The organism is Pseudomonas sp. H1h (assembly GCF_000633255.1).
GTDB lineage: Bacteria > Pseudomonadota > Gammaproteobacteria > Pseudomonadales > Pseudomonadaceae > Aquipseudomonas.
The window spans coordinates 90751-105721 of record NZ_AYMJ01000014.1 but is presented as its reverse complement, the minus strand read 5'-3'; the positions used below and the strand labels follow the sequence as shown (position 1 = coordinate 105721).

Here is a 14971-nt window from a genome sequence, read left to right as displayed (position 1 = left end):
ATGAGTTTTGCCATCACCGGCCTCACCAATGCCAACGAGTTTTACAGCCAGCACTACCTGGATGAGATCCTCGAAAAAGACCTCAAGACGCTGTTTGACCAGTGGAAAGAGCAGGGCGCGCAAAGCCCCGTCGCTCGTCTGCGCACTGCTGCGGGGGCTAATGGTTACTTCCGTGCCCGCGAGCGCTTTCTGAGTGAGCGCAAAACCAGCGAGCGCGCCAGCCTGTTTATTGACCTAGTGCAGCCACTTCTCGCCGCTCTGGGTTACGAGCTAGCGCCGCAGAGCCTGACGTTGGCCGAAGGCGAATTGCCGGTGTTCGCGGTGTATCGCGATGCCAAACATCAGCCGCTTTTGGTCATTGCGGCAGCTATTGCCAATGCGGAAGACGACGACAGCAGCCCGTTGCAATTGCTTGCGCCAGCGGCCAGTGAGCAGGGCAAAGGTAAATATGCCCACAGCGACTGGGAAGAAACCCTCAGCAAGCGCCTGTTTGCTGATGATCACCCGCCACGCTGGGTGTTGCTGCTGCACCATGAAGAGTGGCTGCTAATCGAGCGCAGCAAATGGGGGCGCAAGGCACTGCTGCGCTTCAACCTGCCGGACTTGTTCGGCCCGCGTGATGACAAGCAGTTCCGCGCTATGGCCGCTCTGCTGGGCAGCCAGTCGGTGCTGCCGGTGGAAGGCGGAGTGGCGCTGCTCGACAGCCTGGACGACAGCTCGCACAAACATGCCTTTGAGGTATCCACTGATCTCAAATACGCCCTGCGTGAATGCATTGAGCTCATTGCCAACGAGGCCATCTGGTACAAACGCACTGTGGCCAAAGAGAAGGTGTTCGAGCGTAACGATACTGACTTGGCCGACCAGCTCAGCCGTGAAAGCCTGCGCTACATGTACCGCCTGCTGTTTATGTTCTATATCGAAGCACGGCCCGAGCTGGGCTATGCGCCCATCGATGCCGAGGCCTACCTCAAGGGCTACAGCATCGAGCACCTGCGCGAGCTGGAGCAAACCCCGCTGACCACCAGCGAAGCCCAGGAAGGTTTCTATTTTCACGACAGCCTCAAGCAGCTCTTTGGCCTGATCTGGCAAGGCTATCCGCGCCGGGATGCCACAGCGAGTCAGCTCGACCTGAGTGGCAGCAATGATGGCTTGCTCGATAACGGCTTCACCATTGCGCCGCTGCAGGGCCACCTGTTTGACCCGACTCGCACGCCGCTGCTGGGTAGCGTCAAACTACGTAACTCGGTGCTGCAGCAAGTCATTGAGCTAATGTCACTGTCCCGTGGTGGTGGCAAGAGTCGTCGTGGACGTATCAGTTATGGCACCCTCGGGATCAACCAGCTAGGTGCAGTGTACGAATCGTTGCTGTCCTTCCGTGGCTTTTTCGCCGAAGAAGATCTCTACGAAGTACGCCCTGACCCCAAGGGTAAGAAGGCAACTACGGGAGACGAGAGCGAAGAGGACGATTCGAGCGAGAGCGATACGGGCAGCGAGGATGGCCTCGATACCCCTAGCGCTGCCGAGAAGAAAAAAGAAGCCGAGGTCAACCCGCTGGATGCGGCCTACTTTGTACCTGCCAACAGCATCAGCCAGTACACCGACGCTGAACGCCTGTTTGGCGGCAATACCAAGATCCACCCCAAAGGCAGTTTTATCTATCGTCTGGCCGGTCGTGCCCGCGAGAAGTCAGCCAGCTATTACACCCCGGAAGTGTTGACCAAGTGCCTGGTGGAACATGCACTAAAGGAAATCTTGCCCGGTAAAGCAGCAGATGAAATTCTGACACTCACCGTATGCGAGCCGGCTATGGGCAGCGCGGCGTTCTTGAACGAGGCAGTCAGCCAATTGGCCGAAGCCTATCTGCAAGCCAAACAGAAAGAGCTGGGCCGCACCATTCCGCACGAGCAGTACACCGAAGAAAAGCAGCGGGTGAAGATGTACATCGCCGACAGCAATGTCTTCGGTGTGGACCTTAACCCCATCGCGGTGGAGCTGGCCGAAGTCTCCTTGTGGCTTAACGCCATTTTCAAAGGCAGTCATGTGCCATGGTTTGGCTTGCAACTGTACAACGGTAACTCCCTGGTGGGGGCGCGGCGCGAGTTGTTTAGCACGGCCCAGCTCAGCCCAGGCAAAGGTGAAAACGGTCAGCCCGAACGCGACTGGCGCGCTGCCTCACCACGTGCTTTGCCACTCACACAAGTTCCAGCCGCTACCGATGTGTTCCACTTTTTGCTGCCTGCTGAAGGCATGGGCATGGTCAGCGATAAGGTGGTCAAGGCGCTTGAGCCAGCCGCCTTCGAGCAGTTCAAACAATGGCGCAAAGGTTTTACTGCGCCGCTGAGTCGCGATGAAATCAGACGGGTGCAAGCGCTGAGTGCCGCCACTGAGCAGCTCTGGCAGCAACACGCTCAGGAGCTGGCCCGTGTGCGCGCCGCTACCTGCGATGAACTGCATGTATGGCCCGACTTGGCCGCCAACCGCGCTCCGACTAGCACCGCGCAAAAAGACGCCGCCTATCAACGTGAAATGCTTAGTGAAGCACAGAAAAACGCCAGCCCCTACCGCCGTCTCAAACTGGTGATGGATGCCTGGTGTGCCCTGTGGTTCTGGCCGCTGGATAAAGGCAGCGAGTTGCCCAGCCGTGAACACTGGTGGTTTGTGCTGGAAACGGTGCTGCTAGGCAACGCCAGTTTGAGCGGCGCGTCGGCCGATGATCTATTCCCTGAAACCCAGGCGCAGCATGGGCTGGACTTTGCTCCCGAGCGCGACCGTTACGGCCATGTCGATATCGCCGCGCTGATCAATGCTTTGCCGCAATTACAGGTGGCGCAGCAGGTGGCCGGCCAGCAGCACTTTATGCACTGGGCGCTGGAGTTCGCCGATGTGTTCAAGGCCCGTGGTGGCTTTGATGTGATCCTTGGTAATCCACCGTGGATCAAGATCGAGTGGAACGAACAGTCGCTGCTATCGGACTTCGATCCTCGCTTTGCAATCCGCAAGCTCAGTGCTTCAGATGCAGCCAAGCAGCGTGAGGTGGTGTTTACAGCGCTGCAGCAGGCGCGGGCGGATTATCTGGGCGAGTGCACGGCGACTGAGGGTATGGGGGCATTTCTAAATGCCACCCAGAACTACCCTCTGCTCAAGGGCCAGCAGAGCAACCTATTCAAGTGCTTTCTGCCGCTGGTATGGCAGATTGGCTGCGGTGTACAAGCGCTAGTGCATCCCGAGGGTGTGTACGACGACCCGAAAGCAGGTGCGCTGCGGGAGGCTATTTACCCAAGGCTACGGCAGCATTATCAATTTCAAAATGAATTTGCGTTATTTGAGGGTACTAACGATCACGGACGAATGCGTTTTGGCCTGCATATCTATGCAGCCCCCCAGCAGGCAGTGCATTTCAAATCGATGGCTAACCTTTTCTGGCCTGCAACGATTGGTGCCAGCCTTGTCCATGCAGGAGGCGGTGCAATTCCTGGAATCAAGCGCGACGAAGGTGGCTGGAGCACTGAAGGCCATGCCAGTCGCGTGATCGAAGTAGATGAAGCTCTGCTGGCAACCTTTGCGCAACTCTACGACGCACCCGGTACTCCAGCATTGCAAGCGCGCCTACCAGCGGTGCATAGCCGCGAGCTCGTAGCAGTGCTTGAGAAATTTGCGCAGACACCACAACGCCTTGGAAACCTGCAGAAAGACTACCTTCCCACAGAGATGTGGCATGAAAGTGGCCGACAAAGAGATGGTACCATTCGCCGCAGCACGGGTTTTGTCGAATCCCACGTCGACTTCGTACTGTCAGGCCCACATTTCTTCGTAGGCAATCCGCTTAACAAAACCCCACGTGCAGTATGCACCCAGAATAGCCATTACGATGTGCTCGACCTTGAAAACCTGCCAGACGATTATCTCCCTCGCAGCAACTATTTACCCGCCTGCGCCCCCGCAGATTACGCTCGCCGCGTGCCGCGAGTTAGCTGGGTGGAAGATGGTGAGCAGGATGCGAGGCCAGTAACGGCATACTGGAGAGTTGCATCGCGTCGAGGTGCGCATCCCGCTGACGAGCGATCAGTCAGGCCGATTCTTATGCCTCCTAAGGTGGCACATATCGACGGAGTGTTTTCTATTACCTTTCGCGATTCAAAGCATACCGTCTCTGCTGCAGGTTACTGGGCATCGCTACCATTCGATTTTTTTGTAAGAGTCTCGGGTAAGAAAGACTTTCGTGACGGCACCGCAAGCCTGATGCCTTTAATGCCGAGAGATTGCGCAATGACGATTCGGGTGTTGGCTCTAAACTGCCTCACCACTCACTACGCCGATCTCTGGCGCGACTGCTGGCAAACCGCATTCCAGCAGGGCTCCTGGGCCAGCAATGACCCACGCCTGCCGCGGCGCTTTTTCGCCGAACTCACTCCCGAATGGCAGCGCAACTGCACCGCGCGCGGCGACTTTACCCGTCGTCAGGCGCTGGTGGAAATTGACGTCCTCGCCGCGCGGGCCCTCGGCCTGACCCTGGACGAACTGCTGACCATCTACCGCGTGCAGTTCCCCGTCATGCGCCAATACGAGCGCGACACTTGGTACGATGCCAGCGGCCGCATCGTCTTCACCGCCAGTAAGGGCTTGGTTGGCGTCGGCCTACCGCGCAAGGCCGGTAAGCGCGATGCCAACTGCACAGTTCGCCTGCCCGATGGCGGTACCAAAACAGGTCGTCTCGGTTGGGAAGACGTGCAGCCTAAGGACGGCCACCCCCAAGTCCCCGACGGCACCCTCATCGAGCGCCCCATCCTCGACGACACTCAACCCGGCGGCCCGATACAACGCACTATCCAATACACTGCCCCTTTCACCCTGGCTGACCGCGAAGCTGACTATCGCGTAGCCTGGGCGCATTTTGCCAAGGAGGCGAATCATGGCTAACCCTGCAGAGAGACTCAGCAAGGCGGATATCGAACGTTTGTTGCCAGAGCTGGCTCAGCGATTTGTCCTCCGGGGGAAGGCTCCCATTGGTGAGCGCAGCGGCTTTGGCGCGGTATGGAAAGCGCTGGATAGCTGGCTAGACCGTGAGGTGGCAGTCAAGATTAGCCACGCCGATCTAAGTGATGAGATCGTGATGTGCCGCGATATTGAGGGGCAGACCGTACGTATCTTCGACTATTACCGGGGAGAGGATGGTTGGAATGGTTATGTCATGGAGTTGCTCGTTAAACCTTGGGTGACGCTGTCTGCCTTCATCAAACAACACAAGTACAAGGCCAACGACCTCCAGCATTACTTTGACTGCTTCGAGATTGTCTATGAAATCCTGCTCGGGCTGGCAGATATTCACGGGCGCCCCTATAGCCGGCAGGGGCGCTATGTGCATGCTGATGTCAAACCGGCCAATCTTTTCTTCCTCTGCCAGCCGAAGAAGCGCGCCAACACGGTGTTTCGCATGCCGACACATGAAGAGATGCTACGGATAATCGACTTGGGCATCAGCACCCCACGCGGCGAACTTAACTTCAGTGGCACTCCGGCGTACGACTATCCGAAGAAGCTGGAAGCCCGAGTTGGGCATGATCTTTATTCACTGGGTATCACCTTTCTGGAGCTGCTGACGGGAAAGCGCCCCGATCATTCGGTGATGGAGCACAAGGCGCGCATTCGCGCTTTTGTCGCCGAGCAATCCTCGGGTAGCCACTTCATTGATGAGCTAGCAATTGAATTGGTCTGCCAATGCGCACGCGCTGCAACACAGCTGCGAATTACGGCCCGTAGCCTGTTGAGCGGTCTAGACAGCCGAATATTCGAGATGAACCCGCTCTACTGGCTGACGCTGCGGGCGATCAACAAGACGCTGACAGACAGCATGAAAAAAGCAGATCTGGCAGCGCATCTGTTTCCGATCTTGGCGCCCTTTTACGGTTGGCAGAACAGGACCTCTGTTCGTATCGAACAGCTCAAAGGCCTGCTGACGGACATGTATGAGCAACAGATGTTGCTGCGTGATGGCGTGAGCCATCGTTATTTCGTGCGCTAGCCGGTAAAGCCTGGATACCAGCACACCGCTGAGCCACCACCATCAGGAAACGGATTTTGGCTACCCTATCCATCGAGCAGTTCTTCACAGGCAAAACCCTGGAAATTCCCGCTCGCCAGCGTGACTACGCCTGGACGACCAACAATATCGGTGACCTGTTCGAGGATATCAAGGAAGCAATGGAGCTGGGCGGTGGCCACCATCTGGGCACCTTTATTTTGTCGCAGACTGGAAAGATGACACCGTTGCGGGTGGTGGATGGTCAACAGCGGCTTACCACACTGACCATGCTGCTCAACGCTTTGGTTAATGCAGTCGATGAGTTGCCCATCAAGGAGCACTCCCACAATACCTACATCACGCATCCCGTAATCCAGGGGCTGGCGGCCAAGAATACTGATACCAACCTAGCCTTTTCCAAGGATGCGATCCTTGCCTGCAGCATGGAGCTCGCCGGGTTCTCAGTGAAAAAATGGCCCCTCACTGAAGCTGATCTTGCCGAGTAAAAAATATGCAGCCACTAATCGTTTCTCAGCAGGTCACTCAGGGCGTCGCAGACTTTCTGCGTACCGCATTCCCGTCCACTACTACTGGTTTTGAGGACTTGCTGGAGCGCTTTTTGGCTGAGCGCAGCAATATCTTCAAAGGGCCGTATCTGACGTTGCCCCTGCCATTTCGCAAGCAGCTGAATGGCGGCCTACCGGCTTTCCCTTGGTTACCCAGCAGCTTTGTGCCCCATGCACATCAGGCCAAGGCTTTTGCGCGGCTGGCGGGCTCAGAGGCTCAATCCACGTTGGTAGCAACGGGGACGGGGTCGGGTAAGACTGAGTGCTTTCTATATCCGATCCTTGAGCATTGTCGTGTGGCGCGTGCAGAGGGGCGGCGTGGCATCAAGGCGATCATCCTCTATCCGATGAATGCCTTGGCCAGCGACCAATCTGGGCGCGTGGCCAAGGAAATCGTTAAGGCCGCTGGCCTTATTGGGATTCGTGCAGGCTTGTATGTGGGGGATGCGCCGGCTGTCGAGTCGCAAACGGTCGCCCAATTGAGCGACGGCAGTTATTCGGTGGTTACAGACCGCAATGCCCTGCGTGAAAATCCGCCGGATATTCTGCTGACCAACTACAAAATGTTGGACTTTCTGCTGCTGCGTGCAGCTGATACCCCTTTGTGGGCGCATCAGCAGCCGGACACGCTGCGTTACATGGTGGTGGATGAGCTGCATACCTTTGATGGTGCGCAGGGAACTGATCTGGCTTGTCTTATTCGCCGCCTAAAGGGGCGGCTGAATGCGCCGCCGGGCCAGTTGGTGTGCGTCGGTACTTCGGCAACGCTGGGCGATGATGGCGTTAGCGATTTGCTGGCGTTTGCTGGTGATGTGTTTGGTGAAGTGTTGGATGACAGTGCGGTTATCGCCGAGGACCGCGAGTCGGTTGGGGATTATCTCGCTGAAGCACTGGTTGAGTTCACCCAAAGCCCGCATCCCAGTGACCTGGATGTCTTGGCACCCGAGAACTACAACGACCTGCATGCCTATCTGGCGGCCCAAGCACCTTTGTGGTTCGGTGAGCCTTGCTCGCTCATGCAGGCAGAGGATTTTGCTTGGCGCTGTGGCTTAGGTAAGCACCTGAAGAGCCATTTCGCCTTCCAGAATCTTCTGCGTGATCTGGAGCGTCTTGGGCCAAAGTCCGTGTTGCTGGATGACCTGTTGGTACTGCTCAAGCGCCGTTTGCCGAACTGCGATGATGAGCGCTTTGCGCTGCTTTGGTTGTCTAGCTTGCTGTCGTTGGTAGCGCATGCACGCCAGGATGCACATCAGAACTTTTTCTTGCAGGTTAAGGTGGAAATCTGGCTACGTGAGCTGCGCCGTATGGTAGCTGTGCTGGATGCTGAACCGCAGCTTCGGCATTACGATGACTTACGTAAAGCCGATATGGAGCGACTGCATCTTCCGGTGATCCATTGCCGCGAGTGCCACGCCACCGGCTGGGGTTCTACGCAGCAAAAGATCAGCCCCAATCAACTCACCCATGATTTGCAGGCGTTTTACAGCGCGTTCTTCGCCGAGGATGTGAGTACCCGTTTTGTCTTTCCTTCCAGTGCGGGGGCGAACCCAGCGGTGTTCGAGCGCAAGCAGGTATGCCCTGCCTGCGGCTCCTTGCATCAGGCATCGCAAACCGAATGCTCACACTGTGAGGATCAGCCTTTGCTGGCTGTAGATATTGCCAGCAACCTGCGTGAAGGCACGCGCAATGGCGCGAAGTTCACCAAGTCGCACCATGATTGTCCTTTCTGTGCCGGTTATAAAACGCTGACGATTGTTGGTTCGCAAGCGGCCAGTCTGGCGGCGGTGATGGTGGGACAGTTGTTTGCAACGCGCTTCAACCCGGACAAAAAGCTGATTGCTTTCTCTGACTCGGTACAGGATGCGGCGCATCGTGCAGGGTTCCTTGCCGCGCGAACCTGGCGAATGAACTTACGCCCGGCGTTGGCGCAGGTAATTGCTGATGCCTACGCAGCTGGGCGACCTGTGACATTGGAAAATTTGCCAACAGCATTCGCGCAACGTTGGCGCACGGTGTTAGGTGATGGTCATTACATTGCTAACTTCCTGCCGCCGCAAATGCAGTGGCTACGTGATTACGAGACCCTGATGGAAGAGGGAGCGCTGCCTGAAAGCAGCAACCTACCTGGCGAGTTGGCGAGGGTGTTGCCTTGGGTGCTCAATGCAGAATTTGGCCAGGATGCTCATATTGGTCGCACTCTGGTAGCTACGGGAACTGCATGCGTAGTGCCACTTGCTGGCAAGTTAGACGAAGCCGCTCAATGGCTATTGCCACGTCTACGTGACACGCTTGAACCGTTAGCCGCCGCGCAGCTGGACGAAGTTGTTGTTTTACTGCGCGGGCTACTGGAAAACATGCAGCGCATCGGGGCTTGGCGTGATCAGGAACTAGGGTTTTATGCGCGAATGGGTAGCAGCCCTTGGGGGTATAAGAAGAATTCTAGCCAGTTCAAGCTTCTAACCAGCCCGAGGCCACCGAGGTTTTTGACACTTGCAGAGTTTGGTCGCTGCGTCAGTATAACTAAGAGCCATGCCCGTTTGTTTAGCGACTGGGCGTTCAAGGCACTGCCTGCTTTGCATGATCTGGCGCTGGGCACGGATGCCTTGATTGCGCCGCTTTATCGGCTTGCTCTTGAGGCATTGGAAAGCGTTGGCTTAGCAGGTTTTGAGGAGGCTACCGAGAAGCCGGATATCCGTGTATGGGGGCTGGAGCCCTCTGCTTTCCACGTTATCTTGGGTGGCAACGTGTGGCGGTGTGCCAGCTGCCACAACACAACACTCTCTGGCCCAGAGGATGATTTTTCTGAGCAAGCGTGTCGCCGCGTTGATTGCCGGGGCGAGTTGCAGGCACTTGAGTTGCCCGGTGATTTTTATCGCAAGCTTTACCTGAATGCGGACATTCAGCGGGTGGTAGCGCATGAGCATACCGGCTTGCTGCCACGCGAGACACGCGAGGCGGTGGAGCGTAACTTCAAGTCCAACAGTGATCGCCCTGGCGGCATCAATGTGCTCTCCGCAACACCCACACTCGAAATGGGCATCGACATCGGCGATTTATCCAGTGTGCTGCAATGTTCGATTCCTCCCCAGCAGGCAAACTACATTCAGCGAGCAGGACGGGCAGGGCGTAGCACGGGTAATGCGTTGCTGATGAGCATGGCGACCAGCAAGTCGCATGACCTGTATTTCTGGGATGACCCGAAAACCATGATTGCAGGTTCCGTGCAGGCACCAGGGGTTTTCCTTAACGCCTCAGCGGTACTTGAACGTCAACTTACAGCGTTCACCTTGGATTGCTGGGTGCATGAGAACGGACGGGCGGCGCAGATCCCTCAGGAAATTCGTGGGGTGTTCACTGCGGTCAATAATCAGACCAACAGCAAGTTTCCTTACCCCTGGTTGAGTTTTGTGGAACAGCACCAGGCGTCGCTTCTTGAACGGTTCTTGCGCCTGTTCAATCAGGGGGAGATGTGCCCTTTGAGCGACGGTACATGCCAATGGCTGGCTAATTTCATTCAGGGCAGCAACGGTGATAGCAGCCCGTTGGCGTACAAGATCGTCAACCGTTTGCAGGGCATTGCAAGTGATGTTGAAAGCATCAAGCGCAAGCGTGAGGCCGCAGTGAAGGAGATCGATAAGCTGCAGGCATTGACGGTGCGTGGTGAGGATCAGGATTTGGAGTTGGCACGACTGCTTCAAGATCGAACTGCGCTTTCGCGTTTGATTGGCAGCATTGAGGGTAAGGCTACGCTCAATGTGCTGACTGATGAGGGCTTGCTACCCAACTATGCGTTCCCGGAGCAAGGTGTGCTGTTGCGCTCGATCATTGTGCGCGATTCAAAGCCTGGAACATCCGCTCCTGATCCGCTGACCTTCGAATATGAGCGACCTGGATCTACGGCCATCACTGAGTTGGCACCGAACAACACCTTTTATGCCGAAGGCCGGCGGGTGGTGATCAACCAGATCGACGTATCGAAGATCAAGCCGGAACACTGGCGTTTTTGTAGGCAGTGTTCCTATACCGAACCGCTGTCGTCAGGTGATCAACACCCTTACTGCCCACGATGTGGCGATACGCTGTGGCGCGACAGTGGGCGCGTACATGAGATGCTGCGCTTGACCACGGTGTTTGCCAGAACGCTGGATCGCGATAGCCGTATTGCTGACGACTCAGACGAGCGTCAGCGCGGCTTTTATGTGCGCCAAGCTTTGGTGGATAGCCCGCCTGATGCCGTGCGTCAGGCCTTTGTGATTGACGAGCAGACATTTCCTTTCGGCTTCGAGTTTCTCGATCGGGTGACTTTTCGCGAGGTGAACTTTGGCGAGCAGTCAGCGGAAGGCATGCCGATGGAGATCGGCGGGAAGGAACTCAGCCGCCCTGGTTTTAGCATCTGCCCCGAGTGCGGCACCTTACAGCGCAAGCGTAAGGCCGAGGAGCTATATCGCAACCATTCGTCCTGGTGCGCGAAGCGCAAGAACCCCGAGGCGAGCACGCAGCAGTGCGTGTTCCTCTACCGAGAGTTCACTAGTGAGGGCATTCGTCTATTTTTGCCCGAGGTGGGTTTTGCCGATACCAACGAGGCCCTGCTGAGCTTTGTGTCGGCTCTGGAGTTGGGGTTGGCGCGGCGGTTTAGGGGCGCAGTGGACCATCTGCGTATTGCCCTAGATATGCGTATGGCCGCGGGCTCAGATACGCCGCGTTGTTATCTGGTGATCTACGACAGCGTGCCAGGTGGCACCGGCTATCTCAAGGAATTGATGCGCGCGCCCGAACCGCTGTTGGAAGTATTCGACATTGCACTCCAAGCCCTCAATACCTGTACTTGCAACCAGAATGCGGACACCGATGGCTGTTATCGCTGCGTGTACCGCTATCACAACAGCCATGATCGTAAGTCTATCTCGCGACGTACAGCACAGAAGTTGTTGGGTGAGGTGATGCAGTATAAGGGAGCACTGAAGCCTGTTACCCATCTGACCGAAGCCCAGCCAGCTAACCAGTTACTGGACAGCATGCTGGAGAAGCGGTTTGTCGAAGCGCTGCGCCGTGAGCATGAAGGTGAGAAGTTCAAGCTGAGTGAGCTGTTGTTCAAGGGCAAGGCGGGCTATCAGATACAGGCTGGCTCGCGTCGCTGGCGGATGGAGTTGCAGGTCAATCTGGGAGCCAGCGATGGTGTGTTGATTCCGTGCAAGCCTGACTTCGTGTTCTGGCCGGATGATGCAGCCGACGACATGCCCGTGGCGGTTTTTGTTGATGGTTGGCAGTACCACAAAGACATCATCACTACCGATCTGGCAAAACGTATGGCGGTGGCCAAGAGCGGGAAGTTCTCAGTCTGGACGCTGACCTGGGATGATGTCGAATGCGCCTTGCAAAGCCAGGTATTACCTACGCCATCGCCTTGGCCAACTTTGCTTAATGATGATCCGCAGCAGGTAGTGCAGAAGCTGTGCGCGGCACAGGGCATCGCAACACTCTCCAATTTCAAATCGCTGCCGTCCTTTACCCAGCTGCATCAGCGTTTAGCTCATGGGCAACACCAAGCGCTCCGCAAATTGGCCGTCTCCCTGGCTGCGGGAATGTTGATGCCGCCGGGGGACACCACTGCGCTTCAAGTCCTGCGCGAAGGAGCTTTCTGGCAGCGTTTGGATGAGCTGGGTCTGCTACTAGGCCTGCAACTGCATAGGTTGAGCCTGCGTCAGCTCGGTACAGCCTGGATGCTGGCCATTGCCATGCATCCGGAGCATCTGAAGCAAGTGATGACGGGAAATGGCTCTGCAGGCTCTGAGCCTGTTTTGGTTGGCGAGTGGAAAGAAGATGGCCTGTCCGAAAGCGAGCTTCAGTTACGCTGGCAGCAACTTTGGCAGGCGCTGAACTTATTGTTGCCGCTGAGTCAGATTTGGGTTGGCAACGCTGAAATGCCAGGGTTACCTGCGCTGCAGGATTGTTCTGCGCTCAAAGCAAAATCCGGCGGGCTGTCTGAGGCCTGGCGGGAAGCGCTGAGTTTGGCTGCTCATGAAGTACAAACTTGGGGCTTGGCTCTGGCTGGTTTGGACGTAACCGCCCCAGAAGTGGGCTATGAGTTGATGGATGAAAAAGGTCGCATAATAGCAGAAGCTGAATTGGCTTGGCCAGATGTTCGTACCGCGGTACTACTGCCAGATTCTGGATCAGAGGCTGCGCTTTTTGCTCGCCAAGGTTGGCATTCTTTTACCAATGACGGCAGTGAGTTGCCTGATGAGCTGAGAACCCTTTTGATGGAGACACTGGCATGACGCTGGCACTCAAGATTGCAATGTCCGATGACTTCCTGAAGTCGTTTTCGGTAGTTCCACGTTCTCATCAGCAGGCGGTACTGGCCTTCGTTGCAAAGTTTCGTCAGAACCCAATGGCGACCGGCATCAATTATGAACGCATTCATGATGCCGCCGATCCGAACATGCGCTCGGTTCGGATCAACGACAATATGCGTGGCATTGTACTCAAGCCGGATGTAGGCAATGTGTATTGCCTGCTATGGGTCGATCAGCATGACGATGCCTATCACTGGGCGCGTCGCCATCGAGTCGCTATCCACCCGGATGTTGGCAGTATTCAGGTTTATGCAGTGCAGGAGGCTGCTGACACGACGGCTGCTGACACACCGGCTGAAGTGCGAGTGGCAGGCTTGTTCGATGCACTCAAAGACCGCGAAATTCGCCGCCTGGGTGTACCTGATGACCGGCTGGAAGCTGTGCGCTCCATTACTAATGAGCGCGAGCTTGAGGTGTTGGAAGCGCAATTGCCCGATGAGGCATACGAAGCGTTGTATCTGTTTGCTGCCGGCGAGACTTTCGACAAGATTATCAGTGATCAATCCGCGCCGGCGGCGGTCGACCCTACAGACTTCGGTGCTGCGCTGGAGCGTGATAGCTCACGCCGTCATTTCGTGGTGCTTACTGACGACAGCGATCTAGAAGCTTTACTGGCGGCACCTCTAGAGCATTGGAGGGTCTTCCTGCACCCAAGCCAGCGTAAGTTGGTTGAGCGTGACTGGAGTGGCCCTGTGAAGGTGACCGGTGGCGCAGGTACTGGTAAAACTGTTGTAGCCATGCATCGCGCTGCAAGACTTGCACGACAATACTCGGATTTGCCAGGTCGTCCGGTGTTGTTTACCACCTTCACCAAAACCCTGGCTGAGGACATTCGCCAGCATTTGGCTCTGCTGTGCACACCGCAGGAGCTGGAGAAAATTCAGGTGGTGAACCTGGATCAGTGGGCTTCCAGTCTTCTGCGTCGTTTTGGCTACCCACATAACCTGTTGTATAACGAAGGCGACCGTCGCCGTTTCTGGCAAGCAGCCTTATCGGCGATGCCCGCATCGGTTGATCTCAGCTTGCAGTTCATGCGTGCCGAATATGAGCGGGTGGTGCTTCCTCAAGCCTGCGAAACTGTTGAGGACTATATGCGTGCTAGTCGAGTAGGCCGCGGCGGTCAGCTTGGCCGTGCGATGCGTAAGTCTATCTGGCCGGTGTTTGCCGAATACCGGGCCCAACTGCAAGCTGCCAATTTGCGTGAGCCAGAAGAAGCTTTCCGTGAGGCCTCTCAGTTGTTAAGGAAGGAGCAGCCTGCACTGGGTATCCGCACCATGGTGGTGGACGAAGCCCAGGACATTAGCAACGCGGGCTTTGAGCTAATTCGTACGGCAGTAAAGGTAGCCGAAAACGACCTGTTTATTGTTGGTGATGCCCACCAGCGTATCTACCGGCACAAAGTCGTGCTTAGTCGGGTGGGCATCGAGGTTCGCGGCCGTAGCCATAACCTGAAGGTGAATTACCGAACCACCGACGAAATCCGTCAATGGGCCTGCGCTCAACTCGAAGGATGTGCTGTCGATGACTTGGATGGCAACGTGGACTCTCTGCGCGGTTATCGGTCTCTGACGCATGGTGATGTGCCGGATATCATCGAGTCGTCTTCCGCACACGAAGATATGCCGCATATAAAGGCGATCCTTAAACAATTGCAGGACGATGGGATGGAGCCTCGACAGGTTTGCATCACTGCGCGTACTAATGACGATCTGGATAATGTCGCTCGGGCTCTGCAGCAGGCAGGTATTGTTCAATTGAAACTGGACAACTCAACCTCTGACGATTCGGCACAGCCGGGCGTTCGCCTGGCCACCATGCATCGCATCAAAGGGCTTGAGTTTAGCGTAGTGATTGTTGCCGCCTACAAAGGAGCCGCTTCCTACGCCGACCAATTAAGCCGTGATGAGGATGCAGGGGTAACCGAAGATACTGAAATTTCTGAAAGATGCTTGCTGCACGTTGCTGCTACTCGAGCAAAGAGAAATTTGTTTCTCCTAGTGCGGCCCTCTGGTGATTGAATTCTCAGA

Annotated in this window: 5 protein-coding genes; all 5 read left to right on the top strand. The window is 56.2% G+C overall.

Features of this window, described 5'->3' with window-relative positions:
• Genes U862_RS0111255 through U862_RS0111235 form a run of 5 tightly spaced genes read left to right on the top strand, consistent with a single transcriptional unit; the run spans position 1 to position 14962 of the window.
• Entirely contained in the window at positions 1–4920 is a 4920-nt protein-coding gene (locus U862_RS0111255; protein WP_025110488.1) for an Eco57I restriction-modification methylase domain-containing protein, read from the top strand.
• Complete coding sequence (locus U862_RS0111250) at positions 4913–6022, top strand: hypothetical protein (RefSeq protein ID WP_025110487.1); 1110 nt, start codon at positions 4913–4915, stop codon at positions 6020–6022. The genes U862_RS0111255 and U862_RS0111250 overlap by 8 nt, the downstream gene beginning before the upstream one ends.
• Before the next feature lie 56 nt (positions 6023–6078).
• Entirely contained in the window at positions 6079–6528 is a 450-nt protein-coding gene (locus tag U862_RS0111245; protein ID WP_025110486.1) for a DUF262 domain-containing protein, read from the top strand.
• A 5-nt stretch (positions 6529–6533) separates the two neighbouring features.
• Positions 6534–12866 (top strand): DEAD/DEAH box helicase, encoded by a 6333-nt coding sequence (locus tag U862_RS0111240; RefSeq protein ID WP_025110485.1) that lies wholly within the window; start codon positions 6534–6536, stop codon positions 12864–12866.
• Positions 12863–14962 (top strand): UvrD-helicase domain-containing protein, encoded by a 2100-nt coding sequence (locus tag U862_RS0111235; RefSeq protein ID WP_025110484.1) that lies wholly within the window; start codon positions 12863–12865, stop codon positions 14960–14962. The genes U862_RS0111240 and U862_RS0111235 overlap by 4 nt, the downstream gene beginning before the upstream one ends.
• The last annotated feature ends 9 nt before the right edge of the window (positions 14963–14971 follow it).

Coding starts and splice junctions, on each gene's coding strand:
- U862_RS0111240 (WP_025110485.1), top strand. CDS start 6,534: ATGCAGCCACTAATCGTTTCTCAGCAGGTCACTCAGGGCGTCGCAGAC.
- U862_RS0111255 (WP_025110488.1), top strand. CDS start 1: ATGAGTTTTGCCATCACCGGCCTCACCAATGCCAACGAGTTTTACAGC.
- U862_RS0111235 (WP_025110484.1), top strand. CDS start 12,863: ATGACGCTGGCACTCAAGATTGCAATGTCCGATGACTTCCTGAAGTCG.
- U862_RS0111250 (WP_025110487.1), top strand. CDS start 4,913: ATGGCTAACCCTGCAGAGAGACTCAGCAAGGCGGATATCGAACGTTTG.